Source organism: Aeromonas sp. CA23 (assembly GCF_002587065.1).
Taxonomy (GTDB): domain Bacteria; phylum Pseudomonadota; class Gammaproteobacteria; order Enterobacterales; family Aeromonadaceae; genus Aeromonas; species Aeromonas bestiarum.
Genome location: NZ_CP023818.1, coordinates 2,028,532 through 2,053,308, shown reverse-complemented (window position 1 = coordinate 2,053,308; position 24,777 = coordinate 2,028,532). Strand labels below are relative to the sequence as shown.

Annotated in this window: 18 protein-coding genes and 2 tRNA genes; 9 read left to right on the top strand and 11 right to left on the bottom strand. The window is 63.4% G+C overall.

What is annotated here, in order from left to right:
* Positions 1-22 precede the first annotated feature (22 nt).
* Positions 23-370: a ribonuclease E inhibitor RraB gene (gene rraB / locus CK910_RS09705; protein ID WP_080741122.1), complete on the bottom strand. Its 348-nt coding sequence runs from the start codon at positions 368-370 to the stop codon at positions 23-25.
* Between the two features lie 452 nt (positions 371-822).
* Between rraB and CK910_RS09695 the strand changes: the two genes are divergently transcribed.
* From CK910_RS09695 to CK910_RS09665, 5 genes are all read left to right on the top strand, one after another.
* The gene (locus tag CK910_RS09695; protein WP_253852857.1) at positions 823-3,069 is read left to right on the top strand and encodes an immune inhibitor A domain-containing protein; all 2,247 of its coding nucleotides are present in this window, start codon (positions 823-825) and stop codon (positions 3,067-3,069) included.
* A gap of 196 nt (positions 3,070-3,265) precedes the next feature.
* A tRNA-Phe gene (locus tag CK910_RS09690) sits at positions 3,266-3,341 on the top strand.
* Between the two features lie 5 nt (positions 3,342-3,346).
* Positions 3,347-3,422, top strand: a tRNA-Asn gene (locus CK910_RS09685).
* Positions 3,423-3,831: 409 nt separating this feature from the next.
* Positions 3,832-5,109 carry an alpha/beta hydrolase gene (locus tag CK910_RS09670; RefSeq protein ID WP_098982556.1) on the top strand — a complete coding sequence of 426 codons (1,278 nt, stop codon included), beginning with the start codon at positions 3,832-3,834 and terminating at the stop codon, positions 5,107-5,109.
* A gap of 101 nt (positions 5,110-5,210) precedes the next feature.
* On the top strand, positions 5,211-8,771 hold the full coding sequence (locus CK910_RS09665; RefSeq protein WP_098982553.1) for an ATP-binding cassette domain-containing protein: 3,561 nt from the start codon (positions 5,211-5,213) through the stop codon (positions 8,769-8,771).
* 53 nt (positions 8,772-8,824) lie between these two features.
* On the opposite strand, the gene CK910_RS09660 is transcribed toward CK910_RS09665, so the two are convergent.
* From CK910_RS09660 to trmB, 6 genes are all read right to left on the bottom strand, one after another.
* A complete protein-coding gene (locus CK910_RS09660; RefSeq protein ID WP_042870938.1) occupies positions 8,825-9,034 on the bottom strand; it encodes a YgdI/YgdR family lipoprotein in 210 nt (69 codons plus the stop codon).
* A 114-nt stretch (positions 9,035-9,148) separates the two neighbouring features.
* A complete protein-coding gene (locus tag CK910_RS09655) occupies positions 9,149-10,324 on the bottom strand; it encodes a S8 family peptidase (RefSeq protein WP_098982550.1) in 1,176 nt (391 codons plus the stop codon).
* 116 nt (positions 10,325-10,440) lie between these two features.
* On the bottom strand, positions 10,441-11,736 hold the full coding sequence (locus CK910_RS09650) for a sulfurtransferase (RefSeq protein ID WP_098982548.1): 1,296 nt from the start codon (positions 11,734-11,736) through the stop codon (positions 10,441-10,443).
* 29 nt (positions 11,737-11,765) lie between these two features.
* Positions 11,766-12,686, bottom strand: a complete 921-nt coding sequence (gene glsB, locus CK910_RS09645; protein ID WP_172955285.1) for a glutaminase B — start codon at positions 12,684-12,686, stop codon at positions 11,766-11,768.
* 117 nt (positions 12,687-12,803) lie between these two features.
* The gene (locus CK910_RS09640; protein ID WP_042037566.1) at positions 12,804-13,136 is read right to left on the bottom strand and encodes a YggL family protein; all 333 of its coding nucleotides are present in this window, start codon (positions 13,134-13,136) and stop codon (positions 12,804-12,806) included.
* A gap of 31 nt (positions 13,137-13,167) precedes the next feature.
* Entirely contained in the window at positions 13,168-13,881 is a 714-nt protein-coding gene (trmB, locus tag CK910_RS09635; RefSeq protein ID WP_098982542.1) for a tRNA (guanosine(46)-N7)-methyltransferase TrmB, read from the bottom strand.
* Positions 13,882-14,231: 350 nt separating this feature from the next.
* Here trmB and CK910_RS09630 point away from each other — a divergent pair, with 350 nt between their 5' ends.
* Together CK910_RS09630 and CK910_RS09625 are read left to right on the top strand one after the other, a co-directional pair.
* Positions 14,232-15,299, top strand: a complete 1,068-nt coding sequence (locus CK910_RS09630) for a M28 family metallopeptidase (RefSeq protein ID WP_098982540.1) — start codon at positions 14,232-14,234, stop codon at positions 15,297-15,299.
* Between the two features lie 216 nt (positions 15,300-15,515).
* Positions 15,516-16,697 (top strand): aminotransferase-like domain-containing protein, encoded by a 1,182-nt coding sequence (locus CK910_RS09625; protein WP_043556280.1) that lies wholly within the window; start codon positions 15,516-15,518, stop codon positions 16,695-16,697.
* 77 nt (positions 16,698-16,774) lie between these two features.
* Here CK910_RS09625 and CK910_RS09620 read toward each other — a convergent pair whose 3' ends face one another.
* Positions 16,775-18,304: an EAL domain-containing protein gene (locus CK910_RS09620; protein WP_043556283.1), complete on the bottom strand. Its 1,530-nt coding sequence runs from the start codon at positions 18,302-18,304 to the stop codon at positions 16,775-16,777.
* Between the two features lie 301 nt (positions 18,305-18,605).
* Here CK910_RS09620 and CK910_RS09615 point away from each other — a divergent pair, with 301 nt between their 5' ends.
* Complete coding sequence (locus tag CK910_RS09615; RefSeq protein ID WP_098982537.1) at positions 18,606-19,511, top strand: TIGR01777 family oxidoreductase; 906 nt, start codon at positions 18,606-18,608, stop codon at positions 19,509-19,511.
* 99 nt (positions 19,512-19,610) lie between these two features.
* Here CK910_RS09615 and CK910_RS09610 read toward each other — a convergent pair whose 3' ends face one another.
* Both CK910_RS09610 and CK910_RS09605 read right to left on the bottom strand, forming a co-directional pair.
* A complete protein-coding gene (locus tag CK910_RS09610; protein WP_098982535.1) occupies positions 19,611-22,058 on the bottom strand; it encodes an ABC transporter permease in 2,448 nt (815 codons plus the stop codon).
* Positions 22,055-22,774 carry an ABC transporter ATP-binding protein gene (locus CK910_RS09605; RefSeq protein WP_098982532.1) on the bottom strand — a complete coding sequence of 240 codons (720 nt, stop codon included), beginning with the start codon at positions 22,772-22,774 and terminating at the stop codon, positions 22,055-22,057. Before CK910_RS09605 ends, CK910_RS09610 begins: the two co-directional genes overlap by 4 nt.
* Positions 22,775-22,937: 163 nt before the next feature.
* On the opposite strand from CK910_RS09605, the gene CK910_RS09600 reads away from it, so the two are divergent.
* Complete coding sequence (locus tag CK910_RS09600; RefSeq protein ID WP_043138031.1) at positions 22,938-23,537, top strand: arylesterase; 600 nt, start codon at positions 22,938-22,940, stop codon at positions 23,535-23,537.
* Between the two features lie 84 nt (positions 23,538-23,621).
* Here CK910_RS09600 and CK910_RS09595 read toward each other — a convergent pair whose 3' ends face one another.
* On the bottom strand, positions 23,622-24,566 hold the full coding sequence (locus CK910_RS09595; protein ID WP_042870959.1) for a chemotaxis protein CheV: 945 nt from the start codon (positions 24,564-24,566) through the stop codon (positions 23,622-23,624).
* Between the last annotated feature and the right edge of the window lie 211 nt (positions 24,567-24,777).

The window sequence follows — 24,777 nt, the reverse complement described above, 5'->3', positions numbered from 1 at the left end:
GTCAGCTGGGCTTCAAGCGCGCTTACTCCTGGAAGTAGGTGCCCCAGCCGTCGTAGTCCACGCCGTATTTCTGAAGGATAGGCAGCATTTTTTCGATGTCGGCGACTATGGTCTCGATCTCCAGCTTGCACTCGACGGTGGCGTCGAAGCAGAAGATGGGGGCGCCGTCATCCAGCTCCATCTCTTCGGCATCTGTCACTTCAAAACCGGCCTTGAACAGGTCGACGGCGGCCTTCTCCAGCTGATCGAAATCCTGGCAGGCGAAGTGGTGCTCAATCTCGTATTCCAGATCCGGGTTGCTGCCATCGGCCAGCAACTCGTTGACGATGGCGGTGGTCTCTGCGCGCCACTCTTGCATATCAAGACTCATATTAACCCCAGATGGTACTTGGTTGGTGTCAAATGCCGTCGGCCACAGGGTGCCTGTTCGGACTCGCTGCACCCCGGGCGGCATAGTTGCGGCAAAGCATACCCGCAGAGCGCATCCGGCTCAATGCGGCAAACCAAGATAGCGGGTCCGCCACGGCCACCCCAAATGGGGTGCCATCACAAAAGGTTAATAAAGTGTAATCTGCCACCGCCCACAACATGCCCCATACGGAACTTCATAAGAGAGGTCACCAGCGGCATAACGCAATCGAAAAGCACTTTAATATCAGTACTATCAACCAGCCTGAACACGGTGACAAGGCCAGGCCCGGGGTGTATCAAGGGACGCGGGCGGAGCACTGCCCGTACGGAAAGAGGAGCCAGCAGGGCTCCCTTTTTATCATGTGAAGGAGCACATAGATAATGCCTAAAAAAACAATAATGAGCCTGCTCATGGGCTCAACCCTTATGATTGGAAATCACGCCATGGCCGCCCCGGTGCATGGCCCGTTCGATGCCCCTCTGGCGGACGAGGTAAAGGTGCTGGAGATGCTCAAAAAGAGCGGCCGTATCCCGACCCTGGCCTCTCCCGAGATGGAACAGGCTGCCCTGGCCAGCTTCTACCGCGAAAAGTCACGAGCCTACAACGGCAGCAGTGGCACCCTGGCGGTGAAAGAGGGCAAGGTGCGGGAGACCATCCTCAAGAAGATCCGCTTCAACGGCACCGCCCGTCCCAGCGATCGGGTACCGACCCTGCTGCTCAAGGCCATCGAGAAGGAGCACTACCAGGGCAAGATGCGCAAGGACAAGATCCTCGCCATCCTGGTGGACTTCCCCGACTACCCGAAGAACAGCGTCAGCCCCGAACTCACCAAGATGTACTACCCGGATTACACCCAGGCGCACTACAACGACCTGCTGTTCTCCGACAAGGGCTATGCCGGCCCGAACGGCGAGAAGTTCATCTCCATGCGCCAGTTCTACGAGCAGCAATCCGGCAAGAGCTACAGCGTGCGCGGTCAGGTGGCGGGCTGGTATACCGCCAGCAAGAATGCCGCCTACTACGGTGCCAATGCCACCCCGAACACCATACGGGACCTGGTGAAGGAGGCGCTGATCCAGGTAGCCAACGACCCCGCCATCGATCTGGCCCAGTTTGACCAGGAGGATCGCTACGATCTGAACGGCAACGGCAACCGGGACGAGCCGGACGGCCTCATCGACCACCTGATGATCTTCCACTCCAGCGTCGGTGAAGAGGCTGGCGGCGGCGATCTCGGCGAGGATGCCATCTGGGCACACCGCTGGAACCTGGGTGCCCCCTTCCCCATCCCCGGCACCAGCAGCCCGCACGGCAGCTTCGGCGGCCAGTTTGCGGCCTACGACTACACCATTCAGCCCATCGATGCGGCGGCCGGGGTCTGTGCCCACGAATATGGTCACGATCTGGGGCTGCCGGACGAGTACGACACCAAGTACACCGGCAAGGGGGAGCCGGTGGCCACCTGGTCCATCATGTCCTCCGGCTCCTGGGCCGGGGTCATAGGCGGCACGGAGCCGACCGGGTTCTCCGCCTGGGCCAAGGAGTTCCTGCAGGCCTCCCTCGGCGGCAACTGGCTGCATGGCAGCAATGTGCAGCTCGCCGACCTCAGCCCCCGCGGCAATGTCTACATGCTGGATCAGGCCAACGACAAGGGTCGCAACGACGACGTGGTGCGCATCAACCTGCCCGCCAAGCAGATACCGCTCAACCCGCCCTACGCCGGCCAGTACCAGTACCACGGCGGCAAGGCCAACAACCTGGACAACCGCATGAGCCTCAAGCTGGATCTGGGCGGCAGGCAGAGCGCCAGCCTGGCGTTCAAGGCCTGGTATCAGATTGAAGAGGGATATGACTACGCCAGGGTGCTGGTCAACGGCCAACCCATCGCGGGCAACCTGACCACCAGCGACGATCCGAACGGCGTCGGCTTCGGCGTCGGCATCACGGGCAACTCCAACGGCTGGACCGATGCCGAGTTCGACCTGACCCCCTGGGCCGGCCAGCAGATCACCCTGACCCTGCAATACCAGAGCGATGGCGGCGTGGCCGAAAACGGCCTGTTCGTGGATGAGCTCCAGGTGGCTGCCGATGGTGAGGTGCTGCTGAGCGACGGGGCCGAGGGCAGTTCTGCCTTTACCCTGGCCGGCTTCGTGAAGAGCAACGGCAACGAGGCCAAGGATCACTATTATCTGGCCGAGTGGCGCAACCACGCCGGGGTCGACAAGGGGCTGGCCCACATCAATGTGGCCGATCAGCAGATGCGCTACGAGCCGGGCATGCTGCTCTGGTACGTGGACAACAGCCAGGCCAACAACTGGGTGGGAACCCATCCGGGTGAGGGCTTCCTCGGGGTGGTGGATGCGGATCAGCGCCCCCTTATGTGGAGCGATGGGGCCGTGGCCGGTACTCGCTATCAGATCCATGATGCCACCTTCAGCCTGGGCTTCCAGCAACCGCTCAACCTCAAGCACCCGAGCGGCTCCTTGCTGCGCGACTTCTGGATCACCCCGAACCGGGTGTTCAAGGATTCCCGCAGCTACCAGAGCAAGGAGATCCCGGATGCAGGTCGTCTGCTGCCCGAGTATGGCCTCAAGATCAGCGTCACAGGCCAGGCCCGTGACATGAGCACAGGCAGGATCATCGTCAGCCGTCATTGAGTCATGGCACTTGCGTTCAGGGGGACTCAGGCCCCCTTTTTCATGGCAGCAAACAGGCAAGACAGCACAACAGGGCACGAATGAGGGCAAAAACGGATGACAAGCGGGCAAATTGTTCGGTTATCGAGCGAACGGTGCAGCAATCTGCGCCCTGCGGTTGACACCCGAACGCAGAAAGGGTTTAATGCGCGCCGTTGCCCAGATAGCTCAGTCGGTAGAGCAGGGGATTGAAAATCCCCGTGTCGGCGGTTCGATTCCGTCTCTGGGCACCAATAATTCCTCCTTAGTTCAGTCGGTAGAACGGCGGACTGTTAATCCGTATGTCGCTGGTTCAAGTCCAGCAGGAGGAGCCAAATTTGAAAAGCCCGCTCATCGAGCGGGCTTTTTTCATTCCGGTCAGCTGCCGTTGCAGGCCGCCAATAGCAGCGTTGCCCCACAGGTGGCGCTAAACAGCCACAGGCCCGTTTGCAACACCCCCTCCGGATCCACCTCTTTCTCTCTTTTCCTGAATCGTATCCACTTAGGCTTCATCGAGCCCACCTCAACCTGTTGCGGCGCGTATCCCCTGCCCAGCTCGGCAGGCGAGCCATCTTTGTGTAACCACCAGCCAGCGTCAACTCCCTTCTCGACAATAAATTCATCAGCCAGACGCCCGCGTCCCGACTCATGACAATGTTAACAATTTGGAAAACCGGCGTGACCCATACCCACGCCAGGGCTATGATGAGGCCGACGATTTTCCTACCCTCAGGGAGACCCAAGATGAGCAGCCCCTTGCGTTACGTGCTGGACGGCATCCATTGCGAACCACACTTCTTCACCGTGCCCCTCGACCACCAGCAGCCGGACGACGAGGAGACGCTCACCCTGTTTGGTCGCACCCTCTGTCGCCAGGACAGACTGGACGACGAGCTGCCCTGGTTGCTGTTCCTGCAGGGAGGCCCCGGCTTTGGCGCCCCGCGCCCGACCGCCGACAGCGGCTGGCTCAAGCGGGCCCTGCAGGAATTTCGGGTATTGCTGCTCGATCAGCGCGGCACGGGTCACTCGGCCCCCATCAGTGCCGATGCGCTGGCCCAGCTCACGGCCCGGCAGCAGGCGGACTATCTCTGCCACTTTCGCGCCGACAGCATAGTGCGCGACGCGGAATGCATTCGCGAGATCTTGAGCCCGGAGCGCCCCTGGAGCCTGCTCGGCCAGAGCTTCGGCGGTTTTTGCAGCCTCACCTATCTCTCCCTGTTCCCGGACAGCCTGCACGAGGTCTACCTCACTGGCGGCGTGGCCCCCATAGGCCGCAGTGCAGATGAGGTCTACCGCGCCACCTATCAACGGGTGGCGGACAAGAACCGCGCCTTCTTCACCCGCTTCCCCCATGCCCAGGCCATCGCCAACCGGCTGGCCAATCACCTGCACCGCCACGAGGTACGCCTGCCCAACGGCCAGCGTCTGACGGTGGAGCAGTTGCAGCAGCAGGGGCTGGATCTCGGCGCCAGCGGCGCTTTCGAGGAGCTCTACTACCTGCTGGAAGACGCCTTCATCGGCGAGCGGCTCAACCCCGCCTTCCTCTATCAGGTACAAGCCATGCAGCCGTTCAACACCAATCCGGTGTTCGCCATACTGCATGAGTCCATCTACGCCGAAGGGGCCGCCAGCAACTGGGCGGCCGAGCGGGTCAGAGGCGAGTACCCGGCCCTGGCCTGGGCGCCCGGCAAAGACTTCGCCTTCACCGGCGAGATGATCTTCCCCTGGATGTTCGAGCAGTTCCGCGAGCTTATCCCCTTGAAGGAAGCCGCCCACCTGCTGGCCAAGAAGGCCGATTGGGGGCCGCTCTACGACCCGGCGCAACTGGCCCGCAACACTGTGCCTGTGGCCTGCGCCGTCTATGCCGAAGACATGTATGTGGAGTTCGACTACAGCCGCGAGACCCTCAAGGGGCTTGGCAACAGCCGCGCCTGGATCACCAACGAATACGAGCACAACGGCCTGCGGGTCGATGGCGAGCAGATCCTGGACCGACTCATCCGCTTGAACCGGGATCGCTGATCCCGACCGGGCGACGAGCCCGCAGCCATAACACCATAATATCGAGGGCGACCCATGAGTCGCCCCGCCCCCTGGAAGCAGCACAATAATAAGGACACCCATTGGATCACCCGGAAATCTCGGCCGGCTGGCTGAGCCGCCTCTTCTATCACTGGACGGGCCCGCTGCAACGCAAGGGGCTGAAAGAGCCCCAGGTCGGCCTCGACGACCTCTATCCCCTGCTGCCGGAAGACAGACGCGATGGCAGGGCCGATGCCTTCCTTCGACTCACAGCCCGCGCGCCTGTGCGTCCCTGGCCCATCACCGCCTTCATCTGGCGCCATTACAAGGGACGGATTGGCCTGCTCACCCTGTTGCAACTGCTCGGCATGCTGGCGACCCTGGCCAGCCCCTGGCTGCTCAACCACAGCATGACCCAGCTCGGCGCGGGCGCCCCCACCGAGCAGAAATTGTTGCTGGCCTTCGCCCTGTTTGCCTCGGTGCTGGCCGCCGGCATGCTGGCGGAGCACTCGCTGCAGCTGGCGCTCAAGATGCACGTCCCCATTCGCCGTCTGCTGGCCGAAGCCCTGCTCGCCAAGGTGATGAAACTCGGCGGCAAGAGCTTCGACGACAGGGCCGGTGGCCGGGTGCAGAATCTCATCAACCGGGATGTGTGGGACATTACTTGGATTCTTGCGGACCCCGCCATGCCGCTCACCATGGCACTGCAGCTGCTCGGCACCATAGCCCTGCTGGTGTGGCAGGTGGGCAGCGCCGGTCTGGTCGGCTTTGCGGTGCTCACCCTGCTGCTGCTCATCTCCACCCGTGTGGTGCGACGGATGAACCAGCAGGAGCAGCAACTCAAGCGCCAGCAGGACGAGCGCAACGGCATACTGGCGGAATACATCAAGAAGCTGCGGCTGGTGCGCCAGAACGGGCTCGGCGCCTTCTTCACCCGGGCGGCCAACAACAAGCGCCAGCAGGAGCTGGGGGTGCTGGGTCGGGTGCTCAAGCTCGACGCCATCAACGAGAGCCTGATGCTGAGCACGCCGCTGCTGGTGACGCTCGCCACCTTCACCACCTATCTGATGTCGGGACAGAGCCTGACCCTGCCCCAGGTGTTCACCACCATAGCCCTGTTCGCCGTGCTGCGGATCCCCATGATGCGGCTGCCCTATCTCATCCGCACCCTGATCAACTTCAACACCGGCTTCAACCGGCTGTGCGAGTTCCTCAACAGCCCGGAGCAGCACAGGGATCTGACCGATGCCAGCCTGCCCGTCGGCAGCCTGCGGATCCAGGACGTCACCGCCCTGCACCAGCAAAAAACTGTGCTGCAGGGGGTCAGCCTCATCATACAGCCGGGGGAGCTGGTGGGGATCACGGGCACGACCGGGGCCGGCAAGAGCTGCCTGCTGCACCTCATCGCCGGCTTTGACGACAGTTTCGAGGGGGAGATCCGCCGTCACGGCCGGGTCGCCCACCTGGGTCACAAGCCCTGGCTGATGAACGACACCATCCGCAACAACATCTTGTTCGGCCAGCCCTGGCACGGCGAGCGCTATCGCTGGGTGCTGGGGGCCTGCGCCCTCGGCGCCGACCTCAGCCTGCTCAGCCACGGCGATCAGACCCTGGTGGGGGAGCTGGGCACCCGCCTCTCCGGCGGCCAGCAGCAGCGGGTCGCCCTGGCCCGCGCCCTCTATGCCCAGGCCGATATCCTGCTGCTGGACAACCCCCTCTCGGCGCTGGACCCCATCGTCTCGGCCCAGGTGCTGGAGCAGGGGCTCGCCTTCAAGCCGGGGCCGACCCGGCTGCTGGTGAGCCACGATCCTGACGTGCTGGCCCACTGCGATCGGGTGATCCGCATCGAGCAGGGCCAGTTGGTGGAGCTCGATGCCCACCAGCTGGCGGATCTCATCCAGCATCCGCTCCCCGCCCCCATGGTAGCCCCCCAAGAGGCGGAACAGTTCAACGAAGAGAAGGTGGTGGAAGGCAAGGTGGACTGGGGCCTGTTCGGCTTCATGTGGCAGCGCTTGGCCGCCCCCGGCGCCATCCTGATCGCCCTGCTGCTTACCCTGGGTCAGGAGGGGCTGCGCATCGCCTCGGATCTCTGGCTCGGTGGCAAGGCCGGCCTCACCGAGGTGAGCGAGCTGCTCGGCATCTATATGCTGCTGGGGGCCGGCTCCCTCACCTGCATCATGGTGGTGCGGATCATCAACTACAAGCTGGGGCTCAAGCTGGCCTGGACCCTGTTCGACGGCATGCTGAGCCGCATCAGCCGCGCCCCCATGGCCTTCTTCGACAAGGTGCCCCAGGGGCGCATCCTCAACCGCTTCGATCGGGATCTCGGGGAGGCGCAGGAGATACTGCTGTCCATGCTGATGGGGCTGTTCGGCATGCTCATCTCCGTGCTGCTGCAGGTGGTGGTGATCGGCGTCAACATGCCGCTGCTGCTGCTCATCGCCCCCCTGGTGGGCTGGGCGCTCTACGTGCTGCAGCGACGCTACCGGGCGGTGCAGCTCAAGCTGCGGCGGCAGGCATCCGTGCTGCGCTCGCCGCTCTACATCAGCATCAGCGAGACCATCCGCGGCGCCCCCGCCCTGCGTCTGGCCGGAGCCGAGCGCTTCGCGCTGAATCAGGTGCTGCTGCACTATGACAACAACCTGCGCAGCTGGTACACCACCACCTCCATCAACCGCTGGCTCGGCATGCACCAGACCCTGCTCTCCGCCGCCCTGGTGGGCGCGGTGGCGCTGATGGTGGCCTTTGGCAACAGCTCGCTGCTGGGGGCCGTGGCCATCACCTACGCCTTTACCGCCTCGGCCATGCTCAACTCCCTCATTCGCACCTTCGCCGAGGTGGAGCAGGTGATGAATGCGGTGGAGCGGGTGCGCGAGTACAGCGAAATCGAGAGCGAACGCCAGCATGGGGAAGCGCTGGCGACGCCCCATCCCAGGGTACGCTTCGACAACCTGGGACTGCGCTATCCACAAGCCAGCCAATGGGCCCTGCACAAGGTGAACTTCGAACTGGCCCCCGGCGAGAAGGTCGGCGTGTGCGGGCGCACCGGCGCGGGCAAGAGCTCGCTGCTCGGGGTGCTGCAGGCCATGTACCCGGCCTCCCAGGGAGAGATCCATTACGGCGATCAGCCGCTGTCCCGGCTTGCACCGGAGGCGGTGCGCGATCTCTACGACACAGTCTCCCAGACGCCTCTCACCTTCTTCGGCACCCTGCGCGCCAACCTGGCGCCGCTGACCGAGCAGGATGACGAGGCGCTGGAGCAGGCGCTGGCCCGGGTCGGTCTGGCCGAGCGCTGCGCCGGCCGGCTGGACGAGGACCTCGACAAGCTGCAGCTCTCGGCCGGCGAGACCCAGCTGCTGGTGATCGCCCGCATCCTGCTGTCACGCCGTCCGCTCATAGTACTGGACGAGGCGACGTCGGATCTCGATCACGGCGGCATGCGCAAGATGGCGGAGCTGCTCTATCGCTACCGGCCCGAGGCCAGCTATCTGGTGATAGCCCACCATCTGGAGCCGCTGCTGTCGGTGGACAAGGTGGTGGTGATGGAGGCGGGAACCGTGGTGGAACAGGGCTCGCCGGTCAGCCTGCTGGCCAACTCCCACTCCCGCTTCCATCAGCTGTTCGTGGGCCAGGTCAATCGGCAGGTGGCCCAGATAAGCTGAGGCCGAAAATAACAAGGGCTGCTCGCGGGCAGCCCTTGTTCTTTGGTGGAGCCTCAACGCTCCATGATCTGGGTGACGTCGTCCTTCTTGATCATCACCTCCCGCCCTTCGGTATCGTAATAGCGGTACATGCCGGTGCTCTCATCCAGCTTGGGCTTGCTGTCGGTGGTGATCATCTTCCCGTCCTTGGTACTCATGATGTATTGAGAGCTACACGCCACGAGTCCCAGTGCACACACCAGGATCATCATCAGTTGCTTCATCGCCTGTCTCGTCTCCCTCTTCACCCTCACCACGAGGATGGTGACTGAAGCCTAGCTCAACCCCATTGCCCCGGAAAAACAGATTGCCGGAACGGGATCCATGTCAAAAATCAGCTACTTACGACCACCCGGCTTGCCACTGCCCCCGGTGCCCGGGCCGCAGCCGAGCGCCAGCCGATCCGCCGCGGCCCTGGCCTGTACCAGGCCATAGCCATAGCTGTTGTCGCGCCCAGGCGCCCCCAGATCCTGAGCACTGCTGCGCAGGGTCTGGCGCAGCTGATCGTTGCTGCACTCCAGCCGCTGTGACCAGGCCAAAGCGGCGACCCCGACCACGTGCGGCGTCGCCATCGAGGTGCCGCTGTAGTTGGCATAGCCGGTCGGCACGGTGGAGAGCACGGCGACGCCGGGGGCTGCCAGCTCCACCTGATCGTTGCGTTGAGAGAAGTACGCCAGCTGCTTGTTGGCATCGATGGCGGCCACGCTCACCACGCTGCCATAGGAGGCCGGGTAGGATTTGCTGGTATTGCCCGCGTTGCCTGCCGCCGCCACGCTCAGCACGTTCTGGCCATAGGCCTGATTGAAGGCCTGCTCCTCCGTCTTGCTGGGCACATTGCCCCCCAGACTCATGTTGATGACCATGCGGGTAAAGCCGCGACTGGTCATCCCCTGCTTGCAGGCGTTGAGGGCCCCCACCAGGTTCGAGGTATAGGCCCAGCCGTTGGCGCCGAACACCTTGATGATGTGCAGCGGCACGCTCTGGTTTGGCAGTACCCCGACCACGCCTATGTCGTTGCCCCCCACGGCGGCTATGGTGCCCGCCACATGGGTGCCGTGCCCGTTCTCGTCGCTGCTCCAGCTGCCGGTGCCTGCGTTGTCACTGCCCTGCACCTGAGCCCCGTGGGGCAGATCCGGGTGGGCGCCGCTGTAGCCTGAATCTATGATGCACACCAGCACCTCTCCCGCCGCCGCGTCACTGAGCAGTGGAGCCTGCACCATGGGAATGCCGTAGGGCAGGGTCTCGGCGCTGGTGTAGCGTTTGGCATCCGGCTCGACCCACAACACCTTGGGGTTGCGGGCCAGGGCCGCGGCCGCCACCTGGGGCAACCAGAGCGCCAGCGCATGCTGCTCAGGCAGCTGCAATGCCAGCTCGCCGCCCATTCCCTTGCTCTGGGCCAGCACAGCCGCCTCGGCACCCGCTGCCATCTGCACCAGATAGCGGGCCCGCTCGGCGGCCATGGCGCCCTGCCCCAGCACGCCTGCCACCAGCAGGCCTATCCATATCCGTCTCATAGGTCACTCCTTGCATCGACCTGATTGTCACTCGCAAAGTGTAGTGCCCGGCTGGCGCAGGCCCGAGCGGATACAAAAAGGCCGGACATCTGTCCGGCCTCGTTATCACTATTGGCTCATTGCTTGGCGGGTTGACGCTCGCCGGTCACGATGGGGTTCTTGGGATCCGAGCTCCACTCATACCAGCCGCCGTCGTAGACGCTGATCCGCTTCCAGTCCATCAGCCAGGCGTAGAAGAAGGCCTCGGAGGCGCGCCAGCCGGTACCGCAGTAGAAAGCGGCCTGCTGGGCAGGCTCGATATTCCACTCGTCCCACATGGTGAGGATCTCCCCGGCCGGCTTCATGGTGCCATCCGGGTTGTGGAAATCGCTCATGCTGTTGGCATCCACACCGCCGCGACCCCACTTGGCCCCCGGGATGTCGCCCTTCGGCTTGATGTAGCTGTAGCCGGAGGTGTTGCCGACGAACTCGTCCCAGGTACGCACGCTGACCAGGGCGCCATCGGGCTGCTTGAGCAGCGCCTTGGCCTGGCTCAGGGTGGTGTAGTACTCGGGATGGGCCGGAATGGCGACCCCAAACTCCTTCACCGGCTCATATTTGTTGGGCAGGCCGGTCTCGGTGCGCAGATGCTGCACGAACCAGGCATCCAGACCACCGTCCAGCAGACGCACGTCCTGCACGCCGGCATACATCATCAGATGCGCCGCGCGGGCTGCCGCCATGGTGTTGCGACCATAGAGGATGACGGTGGTGTCGTGACGGATGCCGTTCTCCAGCAGCAGCGTCTTGAGCGCCTCGTCAGAAACCTTGTTCCACAGCGGCTCCTCTTCCAGACGGTTGGTATCTATGTAGCCGGCCCCCGGGATGTGGCTCAGCAGGTAGGCCTTGGGTGAACCCCAATCCACCTCGAACAGCTTCCAGTCCCCTTTCGGCGCCGCCGCGACCGGCTTGCCTTCCTGCAGATCTGCCAGCCAGCGCGGATAGACCAGCTGCTGCCATCGCACCAGATGCTCGCGCGGTGCGGCTTGCCAGCCTTGCAGCTCGAACAGCTGCTTGATGCCCTGCTTGCGCAGCATGCGGGCCACTTCGGCCACTTCCCGCGGCGCGCCATAGAGGGCGACCGGACGATCGGCTTTCAGGCCCTTGATCTCGAGCGCCTTGGGCCACTCGTCATCGCTGTATTTCCAGTCGGCGGAGAGGTTCTCGGCGCCAGCCACATGGCCGCCCTGTTTCTCGCCTTCCATCGGCCAGCCCTGATAGAAGTGGCTGGCACGGGTGTCCAGCATGACCGCCTGCTTGCTCTTGGCGTCGGCCAGCGAGAGCGGCGGCAATTCGGCGGCAAAGGCGGGCAGTGCGCACCAGAGCAGTAAGGTCGCCAGCGCGGCCTGCAGGAAGCGAAGATGTCGTTTCATGGTGATGTCTCGATTCATAGTGAACAGGGTTAAAAAATGGAGCGGCCCAGCCGCTCGGCCAGCAGCTCCAGCGCCGCCGTTCCCGCCAGCGAGTTGCCCGCCTTGTTGAGCTCGGGCGACCAGACACAGATGCAGAGCTCACCGGGGATGAGCGCCATGATACCCCCTCCGACCCCGGATTTGCCCGGCATACCGACCCGATAGGCAAAATCACCGGCCTCGTCATAGAGGCCGCAGGTGGCGAGCAGCGCATTGACCTGCTTGGTGGTGCGAGCCGGCAACAGCGGCGTGCTCTCGCCAAGCGGCAGCCCGCGATTGGCCAGATAGAGGAAAGTACGCGCCAGATCGACGCAGCTCATGCGAATGGCACAGGCATTGAAGTAGCTCTGCAACACCTTGTCCACTTCATTCTCGAAGTTGCCATAGGCCTTCATCAGATAGGCGATGGCCGCATTGCGGGCAGAGTGCTGGTATTCGGAGCGCGCCACCACCTGATCCGCCATGATGGCCGGATTGCCACAGAGGCGACGCACCAGCTCCAGGGTGCGTTGGCGCGGGGCCGTGAGCCGGGTCTCCAGCAGATCGCTCACCACCAGGGCACCGGCATTGATGAAGGGATTGCGGGGAATGCCGTGCTCGAACTCCAGCTGCACCAGGGAGTTGAACGGCTGGCCGGAGGGCTCCTTGCCGACCCGGGCCCAGATCTCCTCTTCCTGATAGAGGGTGAGGGCCAGGGTCAGGCTCAGGGCCTTGGAGATACTCTGGATGGAGAAGGGCTCGAAGGCGTCACCTGCGGTGAACAGCTCCCCCTCCACGGTACAGACGGCAATGCCGAGCCGGTCGGCCGGCACCCGGGCCAGGGCGGGAATGTAGTCGGCCACCTTGCCCTGTCCGAGCAGCGGGCGCACCTCTGCCAGAATGCTGGCCAGTAATTCGGATGACAACACCATAAAGGATTCCATGACTAAAACGGGTGTGGAGATCCCATCCCCACCGACAAAAATCCCGCCAGCGGCGGGACTTGTCTATCTACCCACAACAAGGCGCCTGCAACAGGCGACCGAGTCTCAGGCCGGTTCACCGTACCAGAGGTCGAACAGCTCGGTGACCACCACGGCTTCCATCCCCTTGCTTTCCAGCCAGGATTTGACGACGGCGCGGTCTTCTTCGGTACATTTGCCCAGTTGCTGAGTGCAGATCATCCCTTCCCAGGCCAAGTGGCCTGAACCGGCGAAAGCCAGTCTACGGGGTTCAACAACCTCATCGATCATCGCATCGACTACTGTATCGATGGTCGCTTCGGCAGTGCCGACCGGGAAGTTGAAACTGATGTCGAATCCCATTTCCTGGAATTCGTCGACTCGCAGTTTCTTACGCAGACGGCGGCTACGATTGGCCATGATAGCTCCTTAGGTTAGTTGACTCGTTAAATTAGTTAACGCGTTTGAAAATCAGATCCCAAACCCCGTGGCCCAGACGATGGCCCCGTTGTTCGAATTTGGTCAGCGGACGCCAGTCGGGACGAGCCACCCAGTTGCCGGTGGCGGAGGTGTTCTCGTAACCCTCGGCGATGCTCATCACTTCCAGCATGTGTTCGGCATAGTTTTCCCAGTCGGTGGCCATGTGGAACACGCCACCTATGGCCAGCTTCTGGCGGATATCCTGGGCAAAGGCCGGCTGCACTATGCGGCGCTTGTGGTGACGGCTCTTGTGCCAGGGATCCGGGAAGAACAGCTGCAGGCAGGCAAGCGAGCCGTTCGGGATCATGTGCTCCAGCACTTCCACCGCGTCGTGGCAGATGACCTTGAGATTGGTGACGCCAGCTTCCTGGGCTGTGCCGAGGCAGGCACCCACGCCCGGCGAGTGTACCTCGATGCCGATGAAGTTTTTCTCGGGGGCATTCTTGGCCATCTCCACCAGGGAGGCGCCCATGCCGAAGCCTATTTCCAGCACCACAGGGGCCTCACGGCCAAACAGGGCGACCAGATCGAGGGGCGCTGGCGCGAAATCGATACCCATGACCGGCCAGAGCTCTTCCAGAGCCTTCTCCTGCCCTTTGGTCAGGCGGCCTTCGCGACGGACAAAGCTGCGGATCTTGCGCATGAACTTGCCGTCTTCGTTAAATACATCTTGGGTCACAGGCATAATCAAATTGCTCGTTATTGCATCGGTCTGGGTCACAGACGACAGGAATGAATTGTTCGTTATTTCATCACCCAGAGTCACTGACGACATGAATGAATTGCTCGTTGCTTCATCACCCTGAGTCACGGATCTCGTGGATGAATGGCGCGTTATTTCATCAATGCGCGAAACTGGGTAGCGAATTATCCCAAGATAGGCCCAAGGCGCAAGTGTTTCGCGAAACAAATCCCCCGTCCCTGACCAATTCCGCCACAAGGATTGACAAATGCCACCCCGTTCACAGAATCTGCCGGGCGCCGGGCGCATGCTGGCCTGCGCAAATAAAACCATACACAACAAAGGATTGCAGTATGAAACACACAGCATTGGCGTTTGCCATCACAGCCCTGCTGGCAGGGTGCAACACCTCCACCAATGATTCGCAGGCCCCCACCGCCGCCGAGCAGGCCTATGAGTATCTGGTGCAGTTGAGCTCGACCGCCGAAGGGATCGGGGCCAGACCCACTGGCTCAGAGGCCGAGACCCGCGCCGCCGCCTGGATCCAGGATCACCTGGCGGGCTGGGGCTACGAGGTGCAAAACCAGCCGTTCACCTACACCAAGAGCGGGGCCAGCAAGACCTCCCAGAACCTCATCGCCGAGCTCAAGGGCCAGAGCGACAAGGTGATCCTGATCGGCGCCCACTACGACAGCACGGGCGACAAGAAGGGTTCTGAAGGGGCAACCGACAACGGTGCCGGCGTCGCTGCCCTGCTGGCAGTGGCCGAGGCGCTCAAGGGGCAGACCCTGCCCTACACGGTGCGCTTCGCCTTCTTCGGCGCGGAGGAGAACGGCCTCAACGGCTCCAAGGCCTATGCCGCCAGCCTGGACAGCACCGCCATTGCCCGCCTGCTGGCCATGGTGAACTACGACACCATAGCCGGGGGCGACATCGTCTACGTCCACTCGGCCCACTCCGACGTGGCCGAGTACAACTGCGCCGATCCGAGCCGCTACAGCTTCGACCCCAAGGTGCGGGATCGCCTGCTGGCCGTCTCCAAGCTGACCGCCACCCCGTTTGCCATCCACCCCAGCTACGCCGGCTATCCGGAAGGGGAGACAGGCAGCTGGTCGGATCATGCGCCCTTTGCCTGCCTGGGGGTGCCCATCGCCTACGTGGAGGCCACCAACTTCACCATCAACGGGGCGGATGGCTATGACGGCTACTCCCAGACCACCAATCCGGCGCTGTGGGACTGCTACGACGACGCCACCAAGAGCGCCTGCGACCGGGACAGCGAGACCCAGTGGGGCAAGATCTGGCATACCCAGTACGACCGCCTCGACAAGATGGCCGAACTGTTCCCGGGCCGGGTGGAGCAACAGCTCAGCGCCAACACGGATCTGATGATCCGCTTCCTCAAGGAGCCGGGCCTGTAACGCCGGCGACTCGTCAATGGCGCGCGCTGGCCCGGGACCAATTCAGGGCTTTTTGCGCTCCACGGCCGCCCCCGGCCGATAAAATTCGGGCAGGTGCCAAACCTGCCCTTTTTTATCGATTTTTGTTACAGCCATTGCCTCATTTTTTAAATCTGATACAAACGGATAACCTGGCGGTCGAATGGAGCGACCGCTCACCATGCCAGAGAGAGTCCTATGCAGCCGTTTTTTGCCCAGCGCTTCGAGAAGGTAGAGCCTTCCTTTATCCGCGAGATCCTCAAGGTCGCCGCCAATCCGGAGATCATCTCCTTTGCCGGTGGTCTGCCCAATCCGCACCTGTTCCCGGTCAAGGCCATCGACCAGGCCTGCCAGGACGTGCTGCGCGAACAAGGGGCCGCCGCCCTGCAGTATGCCGCCACCGAGGGCTTCGCCCCCCTGCGCCAGTACATAGCCGACCGCTATCTGGCCCGCCACGGCATGCGCGTCAACCCGGACAACATCCTCATTACCAGCGGCTCCCAGCAGGCGCTGGATCTGCTGGGCAAGGTGCTGATCGACGAGGGTCAGGATCTCATCATCGAAGAGCCGGGTTACCTCGGCGCCATCCAGGCCTTCTCCGTCTATCAGCCCGCCTTCAAGCCTATCACCCTCGGTGAAGAGGGACTGGATCTGGCGGCGCTGGATGCGCTGCTGGCCAGCGGCTCCAACGCCAAGCTGCTGTACGGCGTGCCCAACTTCCAGAACCCGAGCGGCGTCTCCTACAGCCGTGCCAACCGCGAGGCGCTGGCCGAGCGACTGGTCAGCCACGAGCTGCTGATGGTGGAAGACGATCCCTATGGCGAGCTGCGCTTCGAGGGCGAACACCTGCCCCCCATCGCCAAGCTGGCGCCGAACAATACAGTACTGCTCGGCTCCTTCTCCAAGACGGTGGTGCCCGCCTTCCGCCTCGGCTGGATGCTGGTGCCGGACTGGCTGCGCAAGAAGGTCACCATCGCCAAGCAGGCCACCGACCTGCACAGCAACGCCTTCAGCCAGCAGGTGCTGCACCGCTTCCTGATCGACAACTCGCTGGATGCCCATCTGGAGAAGATCAAGGAGGTCTATGGCCGCCAGCGTGCCGCCATGGAGGCCGCCCTGGCCCGTCACTGCCCGCCCGGCGTGAGCTACACCCGGCCGGAAGGGGGCATGTTCCTCTGGCTGACCCTGCCTTCGAGCGTCAGCGCCATGGCGCTGTTTGACGAGGCGATCAAGGAGAAGGTGGCCTTCGTGCCCGGCGCCCCCTTCTATGTGCGCCCCGAGATCCAGAACACCCTGCGGCTGAGCTTCTCCTGCGTGGACGAGGCCACCATAGAGGAGGGGGTCAAGCGCCTGACCCGCGCCCTCGCCCGCATGCTCTGACGAGCCACGGCATGAAAAAAACCAGCGACCTCGGTCGCTGGTTTTTTTATGTCCCGCCCTCTGCGGAGCCGGACCGCTCAGGCGCTCAGCGCGCTGGCGAACGCCTTCATCGGCATGGGGCGGCCATAGAGATAGCCCTGCAGGAAGGTCACCTGACGCGCTCTCAGGTAAGCGGCCTGCACCTCGTTCTCCACCCCTTCGGCAACCAGCAGCAGACCGAGCCGGGTCGCCAGATCGATGACGTTCTCGACGATGTGGCTGGAGAGCGCATCCGAGCCTATCATGCCGACGAAGCTCTGATCGATCTTGAGAAAGTCGACCTGGAACTGCTGCAGATAGGTGAGGCTGGAGTGGCCGGTACCAAAGTCATCGATGGCGATGAAGACCCCCAGCTGGTGCAGCTCGGCGAAGAGCCGATCCGTCACCTCGTCCGCCACTATCAGCTCCCGCTCGGTCAGCTCCAGCACCAACTTGATGGGGTTCTCCCTGAAGGCGTTGATGAAGTCACGGCAATCCGCCACCAGGCTCAGATCCTTGCAGTGGCTGGCACTGATGTTGAAGCCAAAGTGGAATCCCCTGGGCAGGGTATGCACAGCGCCGGCAAACTGATCGCGCACCTGCTCCATCAGCAGCCGGGTCATGGGCACTATCAGGCCGCTGTCTTCCGCCAGCGGAATGAAGCGATCCGGCGAGATCAGTCCCTGACGGGGATGCTGCCAGCGCATCAGCACCTCGCAGCCGCACCAGTGGGCGTCGTCGCCGGTCACCACGGGTTGCAGATAGGGGATGAACTCCCGCTGATCCAGCGCCCGCCGCAGCTCTTGCGAGGGGGACGTCGAGCGGCCGGTCAGCCAGAACACGCCAAACCCCACCAGTATGCCCAGCAGGGGATAGATGATGATGCTGGCCTTGGAGTAGTGCCAGATGTGGCTGCCGTACTCATCGTGGGACAGGTCAGTAACCACCCGGTATTGATACTTCTCCGACACCTGTTCCAGATAGCCGCGTGTTTTGGGCGGGATCTCCTCGCTGACCATGCCGCTGGCCAGCATGGCCTGCGACCCTACCACCAGCGCCAGCGGCGAATTGCGGCTCAGCATGTCGAGAATGTTGTGCAGATAGTAGCCATCCACCCCGACCAGCACGCTGTAATCCCCCACCGCCTGCCGATAGACAACCAGCGGCCGATCCGGCGTCACCGGGTTGCCCCGCATCAGGTCGAGCTGACCACCGGCATAGTCGGCCAGCGCAAAGGGGCCGCTATAGGCGCCATAGAGGGAGGAGCAATAGATGGTCTCTCCCCTGGCCAGGTTGACGGTGCGCACATCCGGCACTGTCGCCACCTGATCCCGCAGCCCCTGTACCACCTCGGCGCAAGGTCGCCCCACACCGCCCTGCACCATGGACGCAGCTCGATGGGCATTGTCCAGGGTACGGTCAAACATGCGTCTGGCATGCAGCAACCTATCCTCGGCATCCTGCTTCATGCCAGAGAAGGTCTGCCATGAGATGATCAGCACCCCCAGCAACACGGGGAGCAGACTCGCCAGCAGGGAGGCCCCCAGCCGGGTGTAGAACTGGCGTAACCTTAAACGACGAAATGGCATGGTCATCCTCACGGCAACGGCGAAAAAGCGGGCAAGTCTACTACTCTCCGCCCCCCTGACAAGTCATTCTGATACAAACAACAGCAAGAAAGTTTGGCCTGATTGGCACCGAACCTCGTCGAAACTGGGCTTGCAGCCACATCTTCAACGGCTCTGGAGCCTGACAGCCTTGCCTCCCCTGGCAGGGTCCAAGCCTGGCTCCCCTCTGCGCAGTGAAGATTATAATCTTTGCAAAAACAGTTGCTTGTTCATCTTGCGCCAGCCCACTAGAGTAGAGCCAACAGCGTCAGGGAGTCTGGACATGAAAATACTGATCACGGGAGGAACCGGTTTTATCGGCCGCCGTCTGGTGGCCCATCTCAAGGTCAACCACGAGGTGGTGGTACTGACCCGTCAGGGCAGCCGCGCCTATGAACTGCTCGGCCACGACGTCAAACTGCTCGACAACCTGGATCGGCTCGACGACCTCAACGACGTGGATGCCGTCATCAACCTGGCGGGCGAGCCCATCGCCACCGGGCGCTGGAGCGAGCAACGCAAGCAGCTGCTGTGTGACAGCCGCTGGCTGCTGACCGAGCAGCTGGTCGATCTCATCAAGCTCTCCAGCACGCCGCCCAGGGTGCTGATCAATGCCTCCGCCATCGGCTGGTATGGCAGGCAGGGGGATGTGGCGCTGGACGAGCAGTGCCGGACGCCCCACGACGAGTTCACCCACCAACTCTGCCAGCAGTGGGAAACCCTGGCCCGCGAGGCCCGCAGCAACCGCACCCGGGTCTGCATAGTGCGCATCGGGCTGGTGCTCGGCACAGATGGCGGCGCCCTGCCCAGGATGCTGACCCCCTATCGCCTCGGTCTCGGCGGCCCCATGGGCTCGGGCCAGCAGATCATGAGCTGGATCCACATTCAGGATCTGGTGCGCGCCATGCTGTTCCTGCTGGAGCATGAGGAGTGCGACGGCATCTTCAACGGCACGGCGCCACAGCCGGTCAGCAATCGCGAGTTCAGCCAGAGCCTGGCCAGCGCCCTGCATCGACCACACCTCTTCTTGGTGCCGGCCCCCCTGCTGCAACTGCTGATGGGCGAGGCGGCCGACCTGCTGCTCACCGGCCAGAAGGTGCTGCCCGCCCGTCTGCAAGAGGCCGGCTTTCACTTCACCTACCCGGAGCTGCCCCAGGCCCTCACCAATCTGTTGAGCACGCCCCGCTGACTGGATCCTGCAAATCAGGCAACCGGATAGCAATCAGCCCGGCCATTGGCCGGGCTGATCCGTTATTGCGCCTGGTGGCATCCGCGCAGGATGTGGCGATTACAGCAGGCCCTGACCCAGACCACGAAGCCGATCGCTCAAGGTGCCCGCCAGCAACTGGCGTTGCATGCCCTGCCCCGCCAGCGTCACCAGCAGGGCGCCCAGCAAGGGCAGGCCGGCCCAGATGGCCCAGTGGAACTGCCACTGCCCCTCGAACCACCACCATTGCAGGCCGAAAGAGCAGAGCTCGACCACAATGGCGGCGCACAGCCCCGCCAGCAGACCGCTGGCGACCAGCTCCCAGCGCAGCATCTTCTTGAGCAGCTCGCTGCTGGCCCCCAGGGTGCGCATCAGCAACAGCTCGCGACGGCGGTGGGCCATGCTGGCCTGGGTCTGGGTCAGCAGCACCAGCAGCGCCGCCACAGTCACCAGCCCCAGCATCAGCCCCAGCGCCCGGCTCACCTGCTCAGATACGGCCGTCAGCCGCACTATCAGATCGTCCACATCGATGAGGCTCACCGTGGGGTGTCTGCGGATCAGCTCCACCTCCGCCACCCGCCCCTGCTCCGGCAGCCGATAGCTGCCGAGCCAGGTCTGGGAGAAGGGGGCCAGCACGTCCGGCGAGAAGATCATGTAGAAGTTGGGCCGCATGTTGTCCCACTTGATGGCCCGCAGGCTGGTCACCTGCGCCTTGAAGCTGCGCCCCTCTATGGTGAAGCCCAAGGTGTCGCCGAGCGCTATGTCGAGCCGCTTGGCCAGATCCTTGTCCACCGACACCTGGCCGGGGCCATCCAGCCAGCGCCCCGCGGTCAGGGTATTGTCCGGCGGCAGGCCGGTGGTGGTGGTGAAGTTGAGCTCGCGGTTCACCCCTTCACGGCCATCCTCATCGCTGTCTCGCACCGCCTCGCTGGCGATGCTGACCAGCCGGCCCCGCACCATGGGATAGAAATCCGAGGTCAGGGCACCGGCACTGTGCAGATCGGCCAGGATCCCCTCCCGCTCATGGTCGGCTATGTTGACCAGGAAGCGGTTGGGGGCATCCGCCGGCAGGCGGGCGGAGAAGTCATCGAGCAGATCGACCCGCACCGCCCACAGCAGACCGAACAGCATGAGCGCCAGCGCAAAGCCCGCCAGCTGGAACAGGCCGCTGCCGCGCTCGCGGGAGAGGTGACTGATGGCCAGACGCAGCGCATGGGGGCCCTTGACCCGGCGACCAAACCGCAGCAGCAGGGAGGCGATCAGCGCCAGCAGGCCCATCAGCAGGCCCATGCCGCCGATCAGCCCCAACGCCAGGGTCACATCGGCGGTAAAGCCCCACACCAGACCAAACAGGCCGAGCAGGGCGACCGGCAGCGCCAGCCAGGGCGGGATCCCCGCCTCCAGCTCGCGGCGCAGCACCCGCAGCGGCGGCACCTTGAGCAGCCGCAGGAAGGGCACGAAGGCCAGCAGCAGGGTGATGAAGAAGGCGACCGCCAGACCGAGGGCAAAGGGCCGCCACGACGGCGGTGGCAGATCCGCCGGCAGCAGGTTGCCCAACAGATACAGGGTCAGCCACTGCATGGCGCTGCCCGCCACCAGACCGATGAGCGCCCCCGCCAACGTCAGGGAGAACAGCAGGGTGCCCATCAGTTGCCAGAGCGTGCGACGGGAGGCCCCCAGCGTCTTGAGCAGGGCCACCATGTTGGTCTGGCGCTCGGCGAAGTGGCGCACCGCTATGCCCATGGCCAGCGCCCCCAGCAGCACCCCGGCCAGGGAGGCGAGCCGGAAGAAGCGCTCGGCATTGGCCAGCGAACGCCCCACCTGGGAGCCCTGATCGTCCGGCTTGATCAGCTTCTGCCCCGCTTTGAGCTTGGGCCTGAGCCAGCGCTCATAGCCAGCAACGTCCTCGCGTGCCCCCTTGACCAGGTAGCGCCACTGCTGGCGACTGCCCGGCAGCAGGGCACCTGTCGCCTCTATGTCGGCGCTGTGGATCAGGGCCCTGGGCGCCAGCAGGAAGGGGCTGAAGCCCTGATCCGGCTCCTGCCCCAGCTCACCCGCCACCTTGAGGAGGGTGTTGCCCACCTCCAGTTCATCGCCAATTTTCGCCTCCAGCAGCTGCATCACCCGGGCCGAGAGCCAGATCTCGCCGGGCGCCGGCGCGCGCTGGGGGCTAAGTTCCAGCTTGCCGTAGAAGGGGAAATCGCTCGGCACGGCCCGGATGGAGGCCAGTTGCAACGCATCGCCATGAAACAGCATGCTGTTGAAGCTGACCGTGGTCTGCACCGACAGGCCCGCTTTTTCCGCCTGCTTGAGCCAGGCAGCCGGGGCCGGAGTAGCTGAACGCAGCGCCCGATCGGCGCCGATAAAGTCACGCCCCGAGGCCTTGAGCCCCGCATCCAGCCGGTCCGCCACCAGGGCCACGCTCAGCACGCAGGCCACACTCAATGCCAGCGCCAGCACGAACCAGCGCAGCTCGCCGCTGAAGCCTTCCCGCCGCAGCAGCTTCACACCCAATCGCCACCGACTCATAGCAGCTCCCTGACTCGAGAGGCCGCACCGGATGCTGGCGCATCCACCTCCAGTCGCCCCGCCGCCATCACCAGTTGCCGCTGGCAACGCTGAGCCAGCTCGTGGTCATGGGTGACCACCACGAGCGTGGTGCCGTGCTCGCGATTGAGCTGGAACAAGAGTTCGATCACCGTCTCCCCTGTCTTGCTGTCCAGGTTGCCGGTCGGCTCATCGGCCAGCAGCAGGCTGGGCCTTGTCATGAAGGCGCGGGCGATGGCGACCCGCTGCTGCTCACCGCCTGAGAGGCGCGGCGGCAGATGGTGCAACCGCTCGCTGAGCCCCACAGCCGCCAGCAACTCGCGCGCCCTCGGCTCGCAACGGGTCTCGCCGCGCAGCTCGGCGGGCAGCATGACGTTCTCCAGTGCGCTCAGGGTGGGCAGCAGCAGGAAGGACTGGAAGATGAAGCCCACCTGCTCGGCACGCAGGCGGGCGCGCCCCTCCTCGTCCAGCTGCACCAGCGACTGGCCGAGGATCTCTATATCCCCCTGGCTCGGCAGATCCAGCCCGGCCAGCAGCCCCAGCAGGGTGGATTTGCCGGAGCCGGAGGCACCGACCAGCGCCAGGGTCTCGCCGGTATTGACTTGCAGGTCGATCCCTTCAAGGATGGTGAGACTTTCCTGGCCCAGGCGAACGGTTTTGCCCAGACCCTTGACGACAATGATGGGAGTTGAACTCATGATGCGTTTCCTGTTTGCCCGGGCCAAAAAGTGGGGAGTGAACCCGTGATGTCTATCCTGCTCACCCCGGCATTGAATGACAATGCATGCCGGGTGTTGGCATCATCACACGTATCCCCTTTGCCCGGATCCTTGATGACAATGAATGATGGGAGTTGAATGCATGACACGTTTCCTGTTCGCCTTGTGTTGCCTGGTTTCATCGGTGCAGGCCCAGACCCTGCTGGTGCTGGGCGACAGCCTGAGCGCTGGCTATCAGATGCCGGCGGAGCAGAGCTGGCCTGCCCTGCTCAATCAGAAATGGCAGCAGCAGGGCGGCGAGCATCAGCTGGTCAACGCCAGCATCAGCGGTGAGACCACGCAGGGAGCCCTGGCCCGCCTGCCTGCCCTGCTCAAGGAGCATCAACCGGACTGGGTGCTGATCGAACTGGGTGGCAACGACGGGCTGCGCGGGTTCGCGCCCGCCATCACCCGTGACAATCTGACCAAGATGGTGGCCTTGACCAAGGCGCAGCAGGTGAAAACCGTGCTGACCCAGATCCAGCTGCCCCGCAATTACGGGGCCCGCTACCTGCGCCAGTTCGAGCAGATCTTCCCCGAGCTGGCGGCCGCCAACCAGCTGCCGCTGATGCCCTTCTTCATGGATGATATTGCGCTGCGCCCTGAACTTATGATGAACGATGGTATCCACCCCACGGCCGCAGCCCAGCCGCAGATCCGCGACCGGGTCGCCAGCTTTATCGAGCCCCTGCTGACCCAATGACGCCCCAATCGCCATACGCAGAAAAGGGCACTGTCGGCCCAAAACAAAGATCCCGCCGAGGCGGGATCTTTGTTTGCATGAGCATCAGCGTTCCAGTATCTGGCGCAGCCGCTCCTGGGCCACCCCGACCAGCAGATCTGGCTGGAATTTGGAGATGAAGCGATCACACCCCACCTTCTTGACCATGGCCTCGTTGAAGTTGCCACTCAGGGAGGTATTGAGGGTGATGAAGAGATCGGACATGCGGGCATCGCTGCGGATCTCGTGGGTCAGCCGGTAACCGTCCATCTCCGGCATCTCCGCATCCGTGATCATCAGCAGGATCTCGTCGGTCACCTTCTTGCCCGCATCGCACCAGCCCTTGAGCAGATTGAGCGCCTGCAGGCCATCCTGGCATTCGATCACCTCCAGACCCAGCTGACCCAGAGTTTCCCGCACCAGATTGCGGGCCGTGCTGGAGTCATCGACGATGAGCACCTTGCGGCCATGCATCTCGGGCAGTATCTCCCGATCCAGCACCTCTTCCGAGATGCGGATGTCGTAGGTGATGATCTCGGCCAGCACCTTCTCCACGTCGATGATCTCGACGATCTGGTCGACGCCGTCCTCGGGAATGCGGGTGATGGCGGTCAGGTAGTTCGCCCGCCCGGCGGAGCGCGGCGGCGGCAGTATGTCCTTCCAGGTCATGTTGACGATATGGGCCACCTGCCCCACCAGGAAGCCCTGAATGGTGCGGTTGTACTCTGTGATGATGAGGTTGGACTCGCTGTCGATGGGCATGGCGCGCATGCCGATGGCGCTGCGCAGGTTGATCACCGGGATCGAGGTGCCACGGATGTTGGCCACCCCGCTGATGTTGTGGTGCGCCCCCGGCATCTTGTTGAGATGGGGCAGCTTGACCACTTCCCGCACCTTGAACACGTTGATAGCAAACAGCTGTCGGGATCCCAAACGGAACATCAACAACTCCAGACGGTTCTCCCCTACCAGCTGGGTACGTTGATCCACTGAATCCAATATGCTCGCCATATAAAGCCCTTACGTCCGTTTCCCGAGTCTCGCCATAGTATAGAAGGGTCAGAATCCCAACACGACCCGTATTCTTATCCTATGTCGGCAAGATGATGACGGAACTTGATGAAAAAAAGCGAGATTCGGCTCAAGGCCGGACTCTCTTCACACTTATCAATAGCAAACTGGCCGTTCGATCGGGCCCAGGGCGGCCTGTGTGGGGCACATC

Coding starts and splice junctions, on each gene's coding strand:
- CK910_RS09615 (WP_098982537.1), top strand. CDS start 18,606: ATGAAAATACTGATCACGGGAGGAACCGGTTTTATCGGCCGCCGTCTG.
- rraB (WP_080741122.1), bottom strand. CDS start 370: ATGAGTCTTGATATGCAAGAGTGGCGCGCAGAGACCACCGCCATCGTC.
- CK910_RS09660 (WP_042870938.1), bottom strand. CDS start 9,034: ATGAAGCAACTGATGATGATCCTGGTGTGTGCACTGGGACTCGTGGCG.
- CK910_RS09695 (WP_253852857.1), top strand. CDS start 823: ATGGGCTCAACCCTTATGATTGGAAATCACGCCATGGCCGCCCCGGTG.
- CK910_RS09600 (WP_043138031.1), top strand. CDS start 22,938: ATGACACGTTTCCTGTTCGCCTTGTGTTGCCTGGTTTCATCGGTGCAG.
- trmB (WP_098982542.1), bottom strand. CDS start 13,881: ATGCCTGTGACCCAAGATGTATTTAACGAAGACGGCAAGTTCATGCGC.
- CK910_RS09630 (WP_098982540.1), top strand. CDS start 14,232: ATGAAACACACAGCATTGGCGTTTGCCATCACAGCCCTGCTGGCAGGG.
- CK910_RS09650 (WP_098982548.1), bottom strand. CDS start 11,736: ATGAAACGACATCTTCGCTTCCTGCAGGCCGCGCTGGCGACCTTACTG.
- CK910_RS09620 (WP_043556283.1), bottom strand. CDS start 18,304: ATGCCATTTCGTCGTTTAAGGTTACGCCAGTTCTACACCCGGCTGGGG.
- CK910_RS09640 (WP_042037566.1), bottom strand. CDS start 13,136: ATGGCCAATCGTAGCCGCCGTCTGCGTAAGAAACTGCGAGTCGACGAA.
- CK910_RS09655 (WP_098982550.1), bottom strand. CDS start 10,324: ATGAGACGGATATGGATAGGCCTGCTGGTGGCAGGCGTGCTGGGGCAG.
- CK910_RS09670 (WP_098982556.1), top strand. CDS start 3,832: ATGAGCAGCCCCTTGCGTTACGTGCTGGACGGCATCCATTGCGAACCA.
- CK910_RS09595 (WP_042870959.1), bottom strand. CDS start 24,566: ATGGCGAGCATATTGGATTCAGTGGATCAACGTACCCAGCTGGTAGGG.
- CK910_RS09625 (WP_043556280.1), top strand. CDS start 15,516: ATGCAGCCGTTTTTTGCCCAGCGCTTCGAGAAGGTAGAGCCTTCCTTT.
- glsB (WP_172955285.1), bottom strand. CDS start 12,686: ATGGTGTTGTCATCCGAATTACTGGCCAGCATTCTGGCAGAGGTGCGC.
- CK910_RS09605 (WP_098982532.1), bottom strand. CDS start 22,774: ATGAGTTCAACTCCCATCATTGTCGTCAAGGGTCTGGGCAAAACCGTT.
- CK910_RS09610 (WP_098982535.1), bottom strand. CDS start 22,058: ATGAGTCGGTGGCGATTGGGTGTGAAGCTGCTGCGGCGGGAAGGCTTC.